Below are 16,999 nucleotides of genomic sequence, written 5' to 3' on the forward strand. Positions count from 1 at the left end.
TTCATTCCCTTTTCTTCGCTTCTACGATCCAAACAAAATCATTCATTTGATGAAAGGACGTACTAAAACCTTCTTCCTCAAAGATTTGCTTTAGCACATCGATGGATGGATAATATTCTGTTTCTAAATCCTCAGCAAGCTGATCGAATCCTGACGCTTTCGCTTTGTCAATTTCAGCTTGATGTGCTGCTTGATTTTGAAACATTGTATCAGCAAAGACTATTTTACCATCTGAGTGAAGGATGTTGCTATAGGTGTGAATGGCTTGTTTTTTTTCTTCGTCCGTTAAATGGTGGAAAGCATATGAACTGACGATTGTATCCGGCTCAAATGGCGGCGCTGGAAATGATAAAAAATCCCCATCATGAATCACATCGGGTATTCCCTTTTGAAGAGCCGCTTTCTTCATGGCGTCTGATGGTTCAACGCCAAATACGTTCTTATCAGCTGCGAGCAGTGCCGCTGTTAAATTCCCCGTGCCGCTTCCAAACTCAAGAACATCTTGACCTGCACGCAGAACAATTTCTTTTAAAATAACCGGATACCGGCGAAACACTTCTTCATACTGCTCATCATGACCACTTACCGTGTCGTCATAAGAGTCAGCCCAATGATCAAATAAAGAAAGAAACTCACGTCCCATTTTCTTTCCCTCCACTTTATCTATTTATTCCTATGCGTATAGTATGTTTTAATCCGTCGAACAGTTCCTATCCTACCACATGTTCAGTTTCTTTCCTACTAAAAAATACTGGGAGGGGTAGAAAAATATTTGCTCTTTTAGAGGAGAGAGATTAAGATGAATGAAGAGTATGGAGAGGTGAATCAAATGGATTTTCAGTTGGATTTTCTAAAGGATAAAATTGAATTCTTTGAAGCATCGTCTTTAAAAGAACTTGAACAAAAGATCCAAAAACAAATTGAACATAATCAGGCAATCTTGCTGACCGTTCATTCTGTCAGTCATCAAACGACTGTGATCGATGACCGGATTTTGTATACAGCGGTTGTTCATTTTAAGGCGAATATCTAAAAAAAAGATAGCATGGCTGCTATCTTTTTTTCATGTTTATTTTAATTTTTCAACCTTTACAGGTTTCCAGCCTTTTTCATCTACCCATGTGATTTCCACGCGGTAGCGTTCGCCTGTTGATTTGTCACGGATGGTTCCCTTTGCATCTTGAGGGCCTCCGTTATTTCCTAACCAAAGAACTGTCATTTGATCTTCTGAAATTCCCGTTGCATAGGACATGGCTTTCATCATTTCTTTCCAGTCTTTTGAGTTAGAATCATAGGTTGCTGTATGTGAACCGGATTGCTCTGTTCCTACAGGCTCCCAGTCATCGCTTTCGTATGTTTTGTCTACGTCACTCGTTTTGCCGCCATCTGTTTCTTTGGCGTCTTTTAACGCATCTTTATTAGGCTCTTTTTCATCATCTGACTTCTTCGCATCGTCGTCTTGATCAGATGAGTCATCTTTTTTTGCATCTGAATCATCGGATGTGTCTTTCTTTTGATCTTTCACATCTTCATCTGATTTTTGTTTATTTTCACTTGTTGCAGGCGCTGTTTTAGATGGTTCTTTCGCTACATCTGTGTCTTTCGGTTTATTAAAAATTAATAAACTCGTTGCGACCACCAAAATAAGCACCACAACGATACCAATTAATATGTTAAGCACCATATTGGCCTTTCTGCGCTTATCACGATGTTCAAATCGAGAATTTCTACTCAAAATCTCTGCACTCCTTTGCCTCTGTTCCCTAAGTCGTTACTATTTTAACATGACATGAAGGGATGTTCTATGTCTGTTTCTTTTCAATTTCGTTGACCTTTTTTACAATATCATAAAACGCATCATTTGTCTTAGCCCGGCCACTTGTCTCATCAAGGTGAACAACGACAAGAGCATATTTTGGTTTTTCCACCGGAAAGTATCCAGCAAACCACTTATGATAAAGCGGATTCCCCTTTTTATCTTTACTGCCAGTTTGGGCAGTGCCTGATTTCCCCGCCACATCAAATGGAAGGTCTCGAAACCTTCTTCCTGTTCCTTTGTCAGACGTTACCACCTGCCTTAAGTACTTTTGCAGTTTTTGTGCTGTATAGCGGTCAATACTGCCCCCTTCTGGTCGTTTGTTTTGAAAGGTTAGCATCGTTGTTCCGTTTTGATACAGCACTTTTTCAGCGATTTTCACTTCTTTTCGTTCTCCGCCTCTTGCAATCGACGCCATCATATTGGCCATTTGCAAAGGAGTCGTTTTGACATTTTTTTGCCCTATTGCGGTTTGGGCAATAGCCTTTTTAACATGCTTGTCTCTTTTATCCCCCCACACATTGCCGGTTTCTTCACGATCAAACTGTTTGAAATGCTGCTTATGATAGACATCCCCTTCCCAGCCAGCTCGATCAATGAGTCCAAGCTTTGCAGCCGTCTTTTCAATGATTTGATCATCTGTTTGGATCAGCTTGTCAGCAAGTGTTGCAAAGGTATAATTACAGCTCTGCGAAAAGCTCTCAGACAGATTCAGCACTTCCTGCGTTCCTTCTGGCTCTCCATATAAATTCTTTCGACAGTCATACATCGTTTGTGGCTGGTCGAGGGTTTTTTCGATTGCTGCGGCAAGTACAGCGGTTTTAAAGACAGAGCCTGGTGCCATGGCAGTCAGCATGTAATTTCTTGCTTCATGCCGGTTTTTGCTTGTGACGTTTGGCATACTTGCCATCGCCAGCACACTGCTGCTTTCAATGTCGAGCAGAACGGCCCCGCCTTTTTCGACGCCCTGGTCTTTCAGTACCTTCTCCATTTCAGCTTGCATGTTTTCATCAATTGTTGTTTGAACTTGAAGAGGATAAAATGAATGAGCCTCTGCTGTATATTTGACGTCCATCCCAAACAAAGGGTTTCCCCTTCCGTCCACATGATATAACAATTTTGTGTCTTGCTCGGGTAATAAAAATTCGTCAAAGGTACTTTCCAGCCCAAAAGTGCCGATTTCTGTACGGATGGAAAGCTCTTTTTTGTCAGGATAACGCTTTCTGAGCAATTCTGGATTCTCACTCGTGAAGCCTAATGTGTGGAGGGCAAGTCTTTTTTTGTCCTTCTCTTTCATATATACGCCGTACACACCTGAATATTTCATATCATTGATGTCTTTCAGCTTTTTTTTCGTGATGTCATCTTTGAGAATCAGAGGTTTTTTGGTTTCTGTCAGCTGTTTTTTGAGTGCATCTTCTTCCATCTCAAGAATAGAGGCGGTTTGTTTTAAATGAGGAAGATCATATTGCAGGAAAGGAAATAAGATCACCGCAGGCTGTTCTTTTGTGAGAAGCGCCTCGCCGTTTCGATCTAAAAATTCACCGCGGCCATCTGAAATGACCACTTCTTCTGTACGCTGTTTGACACTTTCTTGTATTAAATTGATATCAAGCTTTGAAAAAGATTCTGTGAAAAACAGTTGAATTTCTGCCAGTCTCATGAGAAGACCGAGCAACAGCATAAAAATAATAGCACCTGTCCATTGAATTCTACGTTTTTTGCGCATAAAAACACCTCGTCCTTATTGTGGACGAGGTGTTTATCGTATAAACGTTATTATGAAATTTTTACAATTTGGACGAACATTTCTCCGCCAGGTGTTTGAACGGTTACTTTGTCGTCTACTTGTTTGCCTAACAGGCTTTTTGCAATTGGTGAATCGTTTGAAATCTTTCCTTCAAACGGATCAGCTTCTGCACTTCCAACGATTGTGTAAGATTCTTCTTCTCCGTCTGGTAATTCAACAAAAGTGACTGTTTTACCAAGTGAGACAATATTTGAGTTTCCTTCATCTTCGATAATTTTGGCATTGCGAATCATATTATCAAGCGTAGTGATACGCCCTTCTACAAACGCTTGCTCTTCTTTAGCAGAATCATATTCCGAGTTCTCAGAGAGGTCTCCAAAGCTTCTCGCAATTTTAATACGCTCTACAACCTCTTTACGTTTAACCGTTTTCAAATATTCAAGCTCTTCTTCTAACTTAAGTTTTCCTTCTTCTGTCATTGGAAATACTTTCTCTTGTGCCATGAATCATTCACTCCTTCTATTAATCCTCATCATACATATTTTCTGCACGTGAGTGACGACTGAAATATACAAGAATGAGGACTTTTTCAGGCCCTCATTCCTTCTGTCCCATATTTGTAAAAGTCCATCTTACATGGCGTCCCTTTTAGATGCAACTATTATGCCTTTTTTTCAGACAGAACCATTATCAGTGGTCCAAAGATGATCTATCTCCATCGCACAAACTGTGGAAAGGCACAGGAAGCTCCTGTACCTCGTTCGCCATTTCGATCATATGTAGAAGAATAGCTTATCCATTCTCCATCTTCCAATACATAATATGGTCAGTGTACGATATGTCTATGCTATATTATTACAAAATTGCTTTTTGATCAAGAATTGTTTGAAAATTTGTGATGATTTGTTTGTCGTTTTTTTAATATACTTTTTTAACTTCATTCTTTCGCTATGTGGTAGTGATTTCTCCATCTCTTCTTTTCTTCATTGTTTTATTATCATATCAAACCCTTAAGATTCTTTCTGAGAATGCTGCTTTAATAAAAGTTCACACATAATTAACAAATATTAACAAGGAAATATTTGGTTTTTGTTGAATTCTATCAATGCAAGACCAAATACATGCTAGGGAGTGTTTTAAATGAACATGAAGAAAACAATTGTTTCTGTTCTATCCATCTCTACATTATCTTTTTCACTAATGGGCATGGCTTCGGCCAAAGAAACAGCGGATGTCACAGTCAATAGCAGTTCTTCTGGATTTCAAACTTTAGATGTGATTTCGATTCAAAATTACAGTTTACCTTTAAGAGTTGGTGAGCGCTACTCTGTCTATGATTCTGCAGCTACACGTTATTGGACAGATAACCAGAGTGTAGCTTCTGTTAGCTCTAGTGGACTAGTGACCGCTCATTCAACTGGTAAAGCCACTATCACTCTTTATAAAGGATCATCTGTCTTAGGACAAGTTTTCGTGACTGTTTATTAATATGATGTTGAAAAGACCTTTACAATGTAAAGGTCTTTTTCTTCTCCACCATTTACTCTGCTCGGTTTTGAAGAATCGTTTGAATTTTTGTCACCATTAAGTCGATCGCCACATGGTTCTGGCCGCCTTCTGGGATGATGATATCGGCGTATCGCTTAGTCGGTTCAATGAATTGATTATGCATCGGTCTGACAACAGATACATACTGTTCAATGACAGAATCGATTGAACGGCCTCTTTCTTTCGTATCGCGTAAAATGCGGCGAATGATGCGCAGATCTGCATCTGTATCAACATACAGTTTAATATCCATTAAATCTCTTAGGCGTTCGTCTTCTAGTGCAAAGATGCCTTCAACGATGATAACATCCTTTGGTTCAACATGGACAGTCTCTTCTGAACGTGTGTTGAGCTTGAAATCATATATTGGTTTTTCAATGGATTCGTACCTTAAGAGCTGTTCCAAATGCTCAAACATCAGGTCATTGTCGAATGCGAGCGGATGATCATAGTTCGTAAGCAGGCGCTCTTCAAATGGCATATGACTTTGATTTTTGTAATATAAATCTTGCTGAAGCATGAGGATGGAATGTCCTTTAAATTTTTCATAAATTGAATTGGTGACGCTCGTTTTACCTGAACCCGAGCCGCCAGCAATTCCAATGACAACTGGTTTACTCCTCATGTGCCTGTTATTTCCCCTTTCTCATCATGTTGCTAGGGTATACTTTTTGATTGAGCTTGAATTTGACGATTTGCAGTGGATGACGAGCGGCATCTAGTTCATTTCCCTTTTCATCCCAAATCGTCTCAATTTTGCATGTGAAATTCTCAATTTCTGGCCCGAAAAATTCGACTTCGTCCCCTGCTTTAAAGAAGTTACGCTGCTGCAATGTGACGATTTGTTCTTTTTCATCATAATGAAGAACGAGACCTGCGAAATCAAAAGTCGTTTTCTTTCCATGAATGCCAAACATTTGCTCATCCGTTCCCGGTACACCTTCGAAAAAGGCTGGTGCTGTGTCACGGTTTGCACATTTATCTAATTCATCTAACCATTCCTGCTCAATGACAAAATTGTCCGGGTCCGCACAATAGGCGTCGATGACTTTGCGATACACACTCACGACAGTTGCCACGTAATGAATTGATTTCATTCGTCCTTCGATTTTCAAGCTGTCAATTCCCATTTCAATCATTTGAGGAATGGATTCGACAAGCTTTAAGTCTTTTGGACTCATCGCAAATGGTGCGTCTTCCTCTCCAAATAATGGCGCTTCCTCAGAACCTTCTAGTTTATAAAGATCATAATCCCAGCGGCAGGATTGGCAGCAGCCCCCGCGGTTAGAATCTCTTGCTGTCATATGGTTACTGAGCACGCAGCGGCCAGAGTAAGCAATACACATCGCACCGTGAATGAACGTCTCAATTTCAATATCGACCTTTTCTTTCATTTCTCTAATTTCCAGCGCACTTGTCTCGCGAGCAAGCACCACACGCTCAAGCCCTTCTTCTTTCCAAAACTGAACAGCTTTCCAGTTCGAAAGAGATTGCTGTGTGCTTAAATGAACTTCAAGCTTAGGTGCGACACGTTTACACGTTTCAATAATCAGCGGGTCAGCCACAATAATGCCCGCTACTCCAGCGCCTTCAATCCCTTGAAGGTATTCCTCCAGCCCGTCCATGTTTTCGTTGTGGGCAAAGATATTCGTTGTCACATAGATTCGTGCACCATATTTATTTGCAAATGCGACACCTTCAGCCATTTCTTCAATTGAAAAGTTATCGGCATTTGAACGAAGTCCAAATTCTTTTCCGCCTATAAAGACAGCGTCTGCTCCGTAATGTACAGCAATTTTCAGCTTTTCCAAGTTTCCTGCTGGTGCAAGCAGTTCTGGTTTTTTTGTAATGACACGTTTCCCGTCAATCATTTCAGAAATACCATCTTTCAATAGTGCCATTTCCTCTGCCTCCTCTTATATTAATAAACCGTTTCTTTAAAGAAGAACCCTGTATCAATTGAACGATTCACTGGCTGAATCTCTTCAATCCGCTTCACCCAGTCCTCTTTCTGATCTTCATACGCGTCTTTGTCAGTCGCTAATAAATCAATTGCTTTTCTATATAAAGACGTCACCTCTGTCATATAAAAAAGTGACTTTAAAATTCCGTCAATTTTAAATGAGTCGATGCCTGCATCAACAAATTCCTCTAATTCGTCAATCATACACACATCATTTGGACTCATAATATGAGTGCCGTTTGCATCCTCGAAAATAGGGTATTTGTTTTGACGCTCTTGGTCATGAAGGAATAGTCCTTCCTCCATATTTCTGCCTTCGACGTCCATTTGTTTGCCCTGGTATTCAAAGTAGTTGCCAATGAGCGTACGTTTTGATTGGAACATACATGTCATGCCATGGACTTGAATTTCGATTTCCACCTCGGCATTTTCTTTGATGTCGATGACACTGTCCATGTTCAGTTCTTTGGCAAGAACAGCACGCGTTGCGCCTTTTCTGCCCCAGTAGTTACAAGTGTAATAGTTTGTCCCAGTCGTTTCTGTACTCCAGTGGAGATTCAGGCTTACCCCTGTTTCTTTAGCGGCCATGATCACAGCTGGGTCTCCAAAGACGACGCCATCTACGTTTAATGCATCGAGAAAGGTTAAGTAATCTCCAAGCAGCTGCACACGATCATTATGAAAAATCGCATTCATCGCCACATACACTTTTTTGTGATGCTTATGTGCAAGCTCAACCGTCTGTTTCACATCTTCTCTTGAAAACTCGCCTGCAAGACGAATACCGTATGTTTGTTCGCCTATTAAGAATGCATCAGCTCCCGCCTCAATTAATGGCAGTACATCTGACACCTTGCTTGGCGTCACAAGCAATTCTGGTTTTTTCATGATTGGTCACCTCTTTTAGTACTAATGGCGATCCCGTCTCCAACTGGAATAATACACGTTTGGAAATCGGGGTTTGACATAAGCCATTGATTGTATCGATCAATTTTTCCAATTAATTGTTTTTTTCTTTTATCTTCTATTTCTTCTTCATAGTTCGTTGCCACTAAACCTTTAAATAATACGTTGTCTGTAATAATCATTCCGTCATGAGCAAGCATCGGTTCAAACAGCTCAAAAAAACGTTTGTACTGCCCTTTTGCGGCATCAATAAAGATCACATCATAGGGCGCCATCGTTTGGACTGTTTTAGCCGATTCTATGGCATCACCAAAGAACACGTGTATTCTTTCTTTTAACTTTAATTCCTCAATGTTCCGTGTCGCTTCTTCATAGCGTTTTGCATTTCGCTCAATCGTAAAAATTTCAGCATCTGGTAGAGCTGTCGCCATTCGAATGGCGGAGTAGCCTATTGCTGTTCCAACCTCAAGAATTTTCTTCGGCTTTTTCATCGACAGCAGCTGCAGTAAAAGTTCAATGCTCACCTTTTCCATAATTGGCACATGATGCTCTTTTGCATATGCCTCTAATTGAGCGATTGCATCAGGACTTGGGTGAATTAAATGTTCAATATAATCATTCATTTGATCATCTTCGATAGTCATTATTTGTCTAGCTCCTTCATGACCTGAAAAAGAAGAGTCCTGCCTGTTGCAGCTCTCTTTCTCGTCAATCTTTCGTTCATCTAAGTAAAACAACCCGATATATTTTACCACAAAGAAGTGGACATTGCGAACCTATAAAATGGATATTCCAACGAAAAAAACTGCAGGCAATCTTGAATTGTCTACAGTCTTTTTCGATTCACATGTACATTAATTACTGCCTGTGATGTATTTGGCTTTCGCTTTGTTGTGCTCATTTAACGTTTTTGTAAAGACGACTTCTCCATTTTTCTTCGCAAGGAAGTACACATAATCCGTTTTATCTGGATGCAGTGCGGCTTTCCATGAAGATTCGCCAGCATTTGCAATAGGTCCAGGCGGCAGGCCCTTGTTGTTATACGTATTATAAGGAGATTTCACCTTGAGATCTTTGTAATAAACACGGGATTTATGTTCACCCAGTGCATAAAGAACAGTTGGATCGGTTTGAAGCGGCATTTCCTTTTTCAACCGGTTATAAAAAACACTGGAGATTTTTGCGCGATCCGTCTTTTCCGTTGCTTCCATTTCAATCAGTGATGCCATCGTTAACACATCATGTATGGACATGTTTCTCTTTTTCATGTCTTTTTCATACGTTCTCACGTATTGATCTGTTTGTTTAATCATCGTTTCAATGATCGTTTCGAGTGATTCATCCTCACGATAAAATGGATACGTCGCAGGGAATAAATAACCTTCTAACGGATGTTTCACCTGTTTGCCATTTACCTGTGATGTCACCGTTTTCGGATATTTTTTCATTAGCGTTTGAATAAACGCAGGATCATCCAGCTTCGCTTGCACTTCTTTCGCTGAAAAATTCGTCTGGTTTGCAATCACTGCCGCAATATCAGACAGCTGTTTTCCTTCTGGAATCACAAGCTGAAAGGCGTAGTCTGTCCCTCCAGATGTCAGCTTTTGAATGAGCGTGTCTGCGTCCATCGTTTGTTTCAAATGAAAGTATCCCGCTTTAAAGCCGGACGCATTTTTGTATTTTGCATAATAAGTGAAAATCGTGTCATTCGAAATGAGCCCATTTTCTTTTAAAATGCCCGCAATCTCACGGACAGATGTCCCATTAGGAATATGAATATTAATCGTTTGTTTGCTTTTTTGATCGACCGGTCCAAGTGCTGATTTAACATATAAAAAGCCTGATAATGCTGCAATGATGATGACAGCAAGGACAGATAACAGGACGATCCCCATTTTTCTTTTGAAAAATGGTCGTTTCTTTTGTTCTGAAAACATGCATGGCCCTCCTCACATCTAGCTTTTATAGTACATGATTCGACGGAGTTCGGCAATTACTTGCTCATGCATGTCATGACAGAACTTGACATAATACGGCTAAACCAACGCCGCCGCCACTCCCAATAGCAGCCATGACATAGCTTCCATTCGGTAAGGTGCGCGCTTCGTAAAACAGTCTCACCATCATCGCAGCCCCTGATGCGCTATATGGATGACCAAGACAAAGTGCACCGCCTCTTTTATTGATTCGGTCATAAGGAATATCCAGCGTACGAGCAATCAGCGCTATTTTCAGAGCAAAAGCTTCATTGATTTCAAACAGTGCAACATCCTCTGCCTTGATTTTCTCTTGATGTAGAAGTTTCTTCATCGCATCAATCGGTGCAGCAGCTGGAAAATTGGGATGCATCGCCGTCACAGCACTTCCGGCATATCGCAGCATTGGCTGAAACCCATTTGCCTCCGCTAGCGCTTTTTCCATCACAACGACCGCTGCTGCACCATCTGCTTCTTTGCAGCTATTGGCGGCAGTTACTGATCCATTCCCCGGTGAAAATACAGGCTTTGCCCGCTGGATCAGTTTTGCCATCGGTCTTATTTTAGCGGCCGCTTCATCTATACTCAGTCCGTCAATTGAAACGATCTCTTCTGAATATGTACCACGTTTGATTGCATCTATACTTCTTTCCCAGCTTAATTGCGCATAGTCATCTTGTTCTTTTCTTGTCACAGAGAATCTCGTAGCGGTCAGCTCTGCTGCTTCTCCCATAGCCGGATCTCCTATCCATTCCGGTGAAAAGCGGGCTCTTTCTTTCATTGGTGATCTCGAAATGCTCTCAGTCCCGCCAGCGATATACATTGAGCCTTCTCCTGATTGAACCATGGCGCAAGCTGTTCGGATTGCTTCTAGACCTGAGGCACACTGCCTATCAACCGTCATCCCAGGTACCAAGAAAGAAAGCCCTGCTTCTAATGAGGACAGACGGGCCATATTCCCGCCGCCTCCTACAACATTTCCTAATATGATGTCGTCCGGCGTCATCCCTTTAGACAAATACTGAATAAGAGGCGCGGCTAATTGCTCTGGACGATAATCCTTCAGCATCCCATTTTTATCACCGAAGGGTGTCCGTTTTGCTTGTACAATTACTGCTTGCATGACAATTGTTCCTCCGTCCACTTTTTCATACTGGCACGTGCTATTTTTCCTCCGGATGTTTCAATTATTTGATCCATGACAAGCCATTTTTTAGGCACCTTGTAGGCCGCCAGTTTTTCTTTGACAACTTGCCGAATCCTCTTTGTGTGCTGTCCTTGTTCAATAATAGCAACAGGGATTTCACCCCAATATGGGTCAGGAACGCCAACTACAACCGATCGCTTCACTTCTGGCAGTTCATTTAGCACACGCTCAATTTCCTCTGGGAAAATATTCAGCCCTCCATAGACGATCATGCCATTTTCACGGCCGCTCATATGCAAATAGCCGTCTTCATCCAGCCAGCCCATATCATAAACTGTCAGCCACTCCTTCGGCTGTTTCTCCTCATGTAAGTAGCCTGCAAAAGACATCGGGCTCTTCACATAAATTCTTCCTGTCTCATTTGGCTGGCAGACTGTTTGATCAGCTCGCCTCACTTCAATTTGAATGGGAGAAAAAGGCCGTCCGACAGATGAAGGCTTTTGCAAAAAGTCATTTGAAGATAAGTAGGAAACAAAGCTTAACTCTGATGTGCCGTAAAAATCAAAAAATGTCACATGCGGAAAGTTGGTCACGAGTTGTTTCTTTGAAGGAGTGCCCCAATCTGCTCCAGATGATATGACAAGAAGCGGATTGTCTCTCTCAAAAGCGTCTATTTCCAGCAACGATTCTGTCATCGTAGGGACAGTATACATCACAGTAATGTCTCCTGCCTGTAAGGATTTTTTCGCTTTCACTGGCGTAAATTTTTCTAAAATCGTCACTGTGCCGCCAAAGTATAATGTACTGATGGCACCATATAAAAAGTGAGAGGATAAGAGTGTACCAGCTATAAGAACATGATCTTGATGAGTGATTCCAAATGTATCGGCTGTTGTTTGAAAGCTTTTGATCCATGACTGCTGGCGCCTGATAAATGCTTTAGGTGAACCAGTTGATCCTGACGTAAATCCCATATAAAAGATAGGGTCGATCTCGCTGTCGCATTTGTTAGATGGACCTTGTGTGATGAGGCTCATTTTTTCCTTGCATTCAGATAAAGAAAGAACCTGCAAATCTTCGCTGTACTTTTCAAATCTATTTAAATATCGATCCTCGATAATGACGAGAGCTGCCTCACTTAACAAAAGCTTTTTAGCACATTCCTCACGACTCCATCTCGGGTCAAGCGGGATAGCTGTCCACCCTGCACAAGCAGCGCCAGCAAATATTTGGAGAAAAGAAGCACCATTTGATAATAAAAAGGCAACTCTTTTTTGCTCATGAGCCGTTTGTTGTAACCATTGCGCTGATAGCCGGACACGCTCATACCAATCTTGATAAGTGATCCTTTCTTGTCCATCAATGATGGCGATATGATCTGGGTTCATTTCTGCATGTGATGCATAGCTTTCCGTTATTCTGTTCAAACTGCACGCCTCCCTTTATGCACATCCCTTTTTCGATATGACATAGCCGCAATGATTTTCACCGTGAGAACAGCACATATGCCCGCTTTGATGAGATCACCTGGAATATAAATCAGACTAAGGAGAGCAGCCTGAGTGACCTTGATATCCATCATCATCGCTTGAAAAGGAATGCCGCATAGATACAAAATTCCGATACTGCATACCGTAAAGATCATAAAAAGGTGCAAAGTGGTCACTTTTTTTAGACGGTTGATCCACAAACTAATCATGAGGGCAGCCACTGGATAAGCAAGTAAAAATCCACCGCTTGGTCCAAAAAAGACCCCTATTCCGCCTCTGCCACCTGACAAAAGAGGTGCGCCTGATGCCACAACCAAGAGAAACAGAAGTAAACTGATCAGTGCCTGTTTTGGCTTTAACAGCCCACCAGCAAGCAAAAGACCTGCCGTTTGCAATGTGATGGGTACAGGTGTAAATGTAAGTAAAATCGGCGGGATCAATCCTAACATCCCGATCACCGCAGTCATTAGCGCCATTTGCATCATATCTTGAATTTTCAATTTCCATACCCCTCACTCAATTCATTGTTAAAAATAGAGTAAAAGGTACAGCCTATTATGTCAACATTAAATGAAATAAAGTTAACATACAGACCATAAAAAAAGACCTGTGAAGAAAGATCACGAAGATCCGTTCACAGGCCTTTTATTCGTTCTATTCTTCGTCTTCTTCTTGATCTAAGAACGTATTTAACGTTTCTTCAATCATGTCCCACTCTTCATCCGTTTCAATAGGCTCTAGCTCGCCATCTTCACCGTTTTCATTCGGTGTAAAGCTTGATGCATGAATTTCAATTTCTTCATTGTCTTGCTCAGAAATTGGGTAGTAAAGAACATATGATTTGTTAAAATGGTCGCTTTCAAAAGTAAATAGTACTTCGCAAAGCTGTTCATTTCCATTATCATCAACGATTGTAATTTGCTTTTCTCCGTGTTCCATTTGATTCACCTCATTTTAATTTAAGCTGTCTAAGTACCCTTGCAGGATCATAACAGCCGCCATTTTATCAATGACTTTTTTACGCTTTTGTCTGCTCACATCTGCAGAGATGAGCATTTTTTCCGCTGCCATTGTCGACAGGCGCTCGTCCCAAAGCACAACAGGAACATTGTACGTGTTTTCTAGCACTTTCGCAAATGATTGGCTGGCTTCACCTCTAGGACCGACCGTACCATTCATATTTTTTGGAAAACCAAGTACAATTTTATCCGTTCCATATTGCGAGACGATTTCAGACAGGCGGCTGAGACCGAAGTCTCCGCCTGCTTCATCAATTTTAATTGTTTCAATCCCCTGCGCTGTCCAGCCCATTTCATCACTGATCGCAACACCAAGGGTTTTCGTGCCTAAATCTAAGCCTAAAATTCTCATGTTTTACGCCTCTTTATGTGTCTCTAAGTACGATTTAACCAATTCCTCAATTAATTCGTCTCGTTCTATTTTACGAATTAGGTTGCGAGCATCCTGATGTCTTGGAATATAAGCAGGGTCGCCTGACAGCAAGTATCCGACAATTTGATTGATCGGGTTGTATCCTTTTTCTTGGAGTGCGTCATGTACTGTAATGAGCACTTCATTCACATTGGTTTCAGCTGAATCATCAGAGAAGTTAAACTTCATTGTCTTATCAAATGAACTCACTGCTTCTTGCACCTCTCTTCCAACATTCTACTAGCAAGCTTTTTTCTAAACGCTCATCTAATACCATTATTCTACACTACATCGCCTGATTATAAAACGGATTTAACAGATTCTTCGACAGTTGCCAGTGCTTCTTCTAGCTTTTCTGGTTGTTTTCCGCCTGCTTGTGCCATGTCTGGGCGTCCGCCTCCGCCTCCGCCGCAGATTTCAGCTGCCTGTTTCACAAGTTTCCCTGCATGCAGACCTTTTTCGATGACGTCTTTTGTCACTCCTGCTGAAATGTTTACTTTTCCGTTTTGAACGGCTCCGAGCACAATGACAGCTGAGCCTAATTTGGCTTTTAAGTCATCAACCATTGTTCTTAAATGGTTCATGTCTTTCGCGTTTACTTTTTCAGTTAACACTTTCACTCCGCCGATTTCTGTCACTTTCTCTAAAATAGAGCCTGCTTCAGCCTGGCTTAATTTTGCAAGAAGAGATTCGTTTTCTCTTTGAACCTCTTTTAAATCTGCCTGCAATGAAGCGATACGTTTTGGTACATCCTTCGTATTTGACTTCAGCTCACTCGCTGCCTGCTCTAAAATCGCCAGCTGGTCATTTAATTCTTCGTATGCCCCTTTACCAGTCACCGCCTCAATCCGGCGTGTTCCAGCACCAATACCCGATTCAGAGGCAATTTTAAACAACCCGATTTCCGCAGTATTTTGAACGTGACAGCCGCCGCATAGCTCGATGCTGTAATCGCCTACTTGGACAACTCGGACAATATCGCCATACTTCTCGCCGAAGAGCGCCATTGCACCCATTTCTTTTGCTTCCGCAATCGGCTTCAGGTCAATAGCAACAGAGATGCCTTCCCAGATCTTTTCGTTCACAATTTTTTCTATCTGAGACAATTCCTCTTTTGTGACTTGTCCAAAGTGAGAGAAGTCAAAGCGAAGTCTATTTTCATTCACCAATGATCCTGCTTGGTTCACATGGCTGCCCAAAACGTCTTTTAGCGCCTGGTGCAAAAGATGTGTCGCTGTGTGGTTTTTCACAATGCCTTTTCGAAGAGCTGATTCCACTTCCGCAGTGACTTCAAGTCCTTTTTTGGCTGTACCGCTTACGACGATACCCTCATGAACATGCTGACCATTTGGCGCCTTTTTCACGTCTTTGATGTCGATAATCACTTCAGCGCTTTTCAATGTCCCTTTATCAGCCACTTGTCCGCCGCTTTCCGCATAGAAAGGTGTTTCATCTAACAAAATTTGTACTGTATCGCCTTCATGTGCTTCTGTGACAATTTCACCATTTTGAAGCAATTCGACAATATGGGCATCTGCCGTTAGATTTTCGTAGCCAACAAATGTGCTTTCTACTTTAATATCTCCTAGAGCACCGCCTTGAACCTGCATACTGCCGACATCTTGTCTCGCATTTCTTGCACGTTCACGTTGCTTTTCCATCTCAGCCTGGAAGCCTTCTCGATCCACTGTCATGTTTTCATCTTCTGCGTATTCTTCTGTGAGCTCGACAGGGAATCCATACGTGTCATACAGCTTAAATACATCTTCACCTGAAATCTGTGTGCTGCCTTTGTCTCTTTCTTTTTTGATGACTTCTGACAAAATAGCTAAGCCTTCGTTCAGTGTTTCATGGAAGCGTTCTTCTTCATTCTTGATGACTTTTGCAATAAATTCTTCTTTCGCTTGTACATCTGGGTAGAAATCCTTCATGATTTCCGCCACTACTGGAACTAGGTCAAACATAAACGGGCGATGGATGTGAATGGTTTTTGCATAACGCACGGCACGGCGAAGCAAACGTCTTAGCACATACCCGCGCCCTTCATTGGAAGGAAGCGCTCCATCACTTACAGCAAAGGCAACCGTTCTAATGTGGTCAGCAATGACTTTGAATGCTGTATCTTTTTCCTTTGTCTCGCCATAGCTTTCTCCAGAAATGGTTTCAACGGCACGAATAATTGGCATGAATAGATCAGTATCAAAGTTCGTAGGCACGTTTTGAATGACAGATACCATTCGTTCAAGACCCATCCCTGTATCTATGTTTTTCTTCGGAAGCGGCGTGTATGACCCATCTGGATTATGGTTAAATTCAGAGAACACTAGGTTCCACACTTCTAGATATCGCTCATTTTCTCCGCCAGGATATAATTCTGGATCGTTCATATCGTTACCGTATGATTCACCGCGGTCATAGAAAATTTCTGTATTCGGTCCACTTGGGCCCTCTCCAATATCCCAGAAGTTCCCTTCAAGGCGAATAATACGTTCTTCAGGTACACCGATTTTATCTCTCCATAGAACATACGCTTCTTCGTCCTCTGGATGGACAGTAACAGATAACAAATTCGGGTCAAAGCCAATCCATTCGTCACTTGTGAGGAATTCCCACGCCCATTCGATCGCTTCTTCTTTAAAATAATCTCCAATCGAGAAGTTGCCGAGCATTTCAAAGAACGTATGATGACGTGCTGTTTTCCCTACGTTTTCAATATCATTTGTACGAATTGATTTTTGCGCGTTGCAAATACGTGGATTGTCAGGTACGACGCGGCCATCAAAGTATTTCTTTAATGTTGCCACGCCGCTGTTGATCCACAAAAGTGTCGGATCATCATGCGGTACGAGTGATGCACTCGGTTCTACAGCATGTCCTTTTTCTTTAAAAAAGTCTAAAAACATTTGGCGTACTTGAGCTGAAGTTAAAGTTTTCATTCAAAAATCCTCCCTTTTCATTCATCAATCTCCACA

18 protein-coding genes are annotated in these 16,999 nt (G+C 41.6%); 2 read left to right on the plus strand and 16 right to left on the minus strand.

The window, feature by feature from the left end; genetic code table 11:
• Position 1: 1 nt before the first annotated feature.
• Positions 2-643 (minus strand): class I SAM-dependent methyltransferase, encoded by a 642-nt coding sequence (locus MHI16_RS12260; protein ID WP_003216751.1) that lies wholly within the window; start codon positions 641-643, stop codon positions 2-4.
• Between the two features lie 186 nt (positions 644-829).
• On the opposite strand from MHI16_RS12260, the gene MHI16_RS12265 reads away from it, so the two are divergent.
• Positions 830-1,033 carry a YrzA family protein gene (locus MHI16_RS12265; RefSeq protein ID WP_034620637.1) on the plus strand — a complete coding sequence of 68 codons (204 nt, stop codon included), beginning with the start codon at positions 830-832 and terminating at the stop codon, positions 1,031-1,033.
• Positions 1,034-1,069: 36 nt separating this feature from the next.
• Here the strand turns inward: MHI16_RS12265 and MHI16_RS12270 are convergent, their stop codons facing one another.
• The 3 genes from MHI16_RS12270 to greA form a co-directional block, all read right to left on the minus strand.
• Positions 1,070-1,735, minus strand: coding sequence for a YrrS family protein (locus MHI16_RS12270; protein WP_050943687.1), 666 nt, complete (start codon positions 1,733-1,735; stop codon positions 1,070-1,072).
• 67 nt (positions 1,736-1,802) lie between these two features.
• Positions 1,803-3,545, minus strand: coding sequence for a penicillin-binding protein 2 (locus MHI16_RS12275; RefSeq protein WP_342497976.1), 1,743 nt, complete (start codon positions 3,543-3,545; stop codon positions 1,803-1,805).
• A gap of 50 nt (positions 3,546-3,595) precedes the next feature.
• Positions 3,596-4,069 carry a transcription elongation factor GreA gene (gene greA / locus MHI16_RS12280; RefSeq protein ID WP_012010706.1) on the minus strand — a complete coding sequence of 158 codons (474 nt, stop codon included), beginning with the start codon at positions 4,067-4,069 and terminating at the stop codon, positions 3,596-3,598.
• 637 nt (positions 4,070-4,706) lie between these two features.
• Between greA and MHI16_RS12285 the strand changes: the two genes are divergently transcribed.
• Complete coding sequence (locus tag MHI16_RS12285; RefSeq protein ID WP_058014583.1) at positions 4,707-5,054, plus strand: Ig-like domain-containing protein; 348 nt, start codon at positions 4,707-4,709, stop codon at positions 5,052-5,054.
• A gap of 52 nt (positions 5,055-5,106) precedes the next feature.
• On the opposite strand, the gene udk is transcribed toward MHI16_RS12285, so the two are convergent.
• The 12 genes from udk to alaS form a co-directional block, all read right to left on the minus strand.
• Positions 5,107-5,739 carry a uridine kinase gene (gene udk, locus MHI16_RS12290; protein ID WP_024423106.1) on the minus strand — a complete coding sequence of 211 codons (633 nt, stop codon included), beginning with the start codon at positions 5,737-5,739 and terminating at the stop codon, positions 5,107-5,109.
• 7 nt (positions 5,740-5,746) lie between these two features.
• A complete protein-coding gene (locus MHI16_RS12295; protein ID WP_058014582.1) occupies positions 5,747-7,015 on the minus strand; it encodes a U32 family peptidase in 1,269 nt (422 codons plus the stop codon).
• A gap of 20 nt (positions 7,016-7,035) precedes the next feature.
• The gene (locus MHI16_RS12300; protein ID WP_061408746.1) at positions 7,036-7,965 is read right to left on the minus strand and encodes a peptidase U32 family protein; all 930 of its coding nucleotides are present in this window, start codon (positions 7,963-7,965) and stop codon (positions 7,036-7,038) included.
• On the minus strand, positions 7,962-8,627 hold the full coding sequence (locus tag MHI16_RS12305) for an O-methyltransferase (RefSeq protein WP_058014580.1): 666 nt from the start codon (positions 8,625-8,627) through the stop codon (positions 7,962-7,964). Before MHI16_RS12305 ends, MHI16_RS12300 begins: the two co-directional genes overlap by 4 nt.
• Before the next feature lie 210 nt (positions 8,628-8,837).
• Entirely contained in the window at positions 8,838-9,920 is a 1,083-nt protein-coding gene (gene mltG / locus MHI16_RS12310) for an endolytic transglycosylase MltG (RefSeq protein WP_061408749.1), read from the minus strand.
• 73 nt (positions 9,921-9,993) lie between these two features.
• Positions 9,994-11,082: an acetyl-CoA C-acyltransferase gene (locus MHI16_RS12315; protein WP_058014578.1), complete on the minus strand. Its 1,089-nt coding sequence runs from the start codon at positions 11,080-11,082 to the stop codon at positions 9,994-9,996.
• Positions 11,070-12,533, minus strand: coding sequence for an acyl-CoA synthetase (locus MHI16_RS12320; protein WP_268466243.1), 1,464 nt, complete (start codon positions 12,531-12,533; stop codon positions 11,070-11,072). Before MHI16_RS12320 ends, MHI16_RS12315 begins: the two co-directional genes overlap by 13 nt.
• The gene (locus tag MHI16_RS12325; RefSeq protein WP_061408756.1) at positions 12,530-13,096 is read right to left on the minus strand and encodes a biotin transporter BioY; all 567 of its coding nucleotides are present in this window, start codon (positions 13,094-13,096) and stop codon (positions 12,530-12,532) included. Before MHI16_RS12325 ends, MHI16_RS12320 begins: the two co-directional genes overlap by 4 nt.
• Positions 13,097-13,250: 154 nt before the next feature.
• On the minus strand, positions 13,251-13,535 hold the full coding sequence (locus MHI16_RS12330; protein ID WP_003216483.1) for a DUF1292 domain-containing protein: 285 nt from the start codon (positions 13,533-13,535) through the stop codon (positions 13,251-13,253).
• Positions 13,536-13,550: 15 nt separating this feature from the next.
• Positions 13,551-13,967, minus strand: a complete 417-nt coding sequence (gene ruvX, locus MHI16_RS12335) for a Holliday junction resolvase RuvX (protein ID WP_003216519.1) — start codon at positions 13,965-13,967, stop codon at positions 13,551-13,553.
• 3 nt (positions 13,968-13,970) lie between these two features.
• A complete protein-coding gene (locus MHI16_RS12340) occupies positions 13,971-14,237 on the minus strand; it encodes an IreB family regulatory phosphoprotein (RefSeq protein WP_058014945.1) in 267 nt (88 codons plus the stop codon).
• An 89-nt stretch (positions 14,238-14,326) separates the two neighbouring features.
• Positions 14,327-16,963, minus strand: coding sequence for an alanine--tRNA ligase (gene alaS / locus MHI16_RS12345; protein WP_058014576.1), 2,637 nt, complete (start codon positions 16,961-16,963; stop codon positions 14,327-14,329).
• Between the last annotated feature and the right edge of the window lie 36 nt (positions 16,964-16,999).

This window comes from Bacillus sp. FSL K6-0923 (assembly GCF_038630825.1).
In the GTDB taxonomy this organism is placed as follows: domain Bacteria; phylum Bacillota; class Bacilli; order Bacillales; family Bacillaceae; genus Bacillus; species Bacillus pumilus.

What these genes read in the sequence shown, in the direction of transcription:
- MHI16_RS12295 (WP_058014582.1), bottom strand. Translation starts at nt 7,015, where the DNA reads ATGGCACTATTGAAAGATGGTATTTCTGAAATGATTGACGGGAAACGT.
- ruvX (WP_003216519.1), bottom strand. Translation starts at nt 13,967, where the DNA reads ATGAGAATTTTAGGCTTAGATTTAGGCACGAAAACCCTTGGTGTTGCG.
- MHI16_RS12275 (WP_342497976.1), bottom strand. Translation starts at nt 3,545, where the DNA reads ATGCGCAAAAAACGTAGAATTCAATGGACAGGTGCTATTATTTTTATG.
- MHI16_RS12330 (WP_003216483.1), bottom strand. Translation starts at nt 13,535, where the DNA reads ATGGAACACGGAGAAAAGCAAATTACAATCGTTGATGATAATGGAAAT.
- MHI16_RS12285 (WP_058014583.1), top strand. Translation starts at nt 4,707, where the DNA reads ATGAACATGAAGAAAACAATTGTTTCTGTTCTATCCATCTCTACATTA.
- MHI16_RS12305 (WP_058014580.1), bottom strand. Translation starts at nt 8,627, where the DNA reads ATGACTATCGAAGATGATCAAATGAATGATTATATTGAACATTTAATT.
- MHI16_RS12260 (WP_003216751.1), bottom strand. Translation starts at nt 643, where the DNA reads ATGGGACGTGAGTTTCTTTCTTTATTTGATCATTGGGCTGACTCTTAT.
- MHI16_RS12315 (WP_058014578.1), bottom strand. Translation starts at nt 11,082, where the DNA reads ATGCAAGCAGTAATTGTACAAGCAAAACGGACACCCTTCGGTGATAAA.
- MHI16_RS12265 (WP_034620637.1), top strand. Translation starts at nt 830, where the DNA reads ATGGATTTTCAGTTGGATTTTCTAAAGGATAAAATTGAATTCTTTGAA.
- MHI16_RS12300 (WP_061408746.1), bottom strand. Translation starts at nt 7,965, where the DNA reads ATGAAAAAACCAGAATTGCTTGTGACGCCAAGCAAGGTGTCAGATGTA.
- alaS (WP_058014576.1), bottom strand. Translation starts at nt 16,963, where the DNA reads ATGAAAACTTTAACTTCAGCTCAAGTACGCCAAATGTTTTTAGACTTT.
- greA (WP_012010706.1), bottom strand. Translation starts at nt 4,069, where the DNA reads ATGGCACAAGAGAAAGTATTTCCAATGACAGAAGAAGGAAAACTTAAG.
- mltG (WP_061408749.1), bottom strand. Translation starts at nt 9,920, where the DNA reads ATGTTTTCAGAACAAAAGAAACGACCATTTTTCAAAAGAAAAATGGGG.
- udk (WP_024423106.1), bottom strand. Translation starts at nt 5,739, where the DNA reads ATGAGGAGTAAACCAGTTGTCATTGGAATTGCTGGCGGCTCGGGTTCA.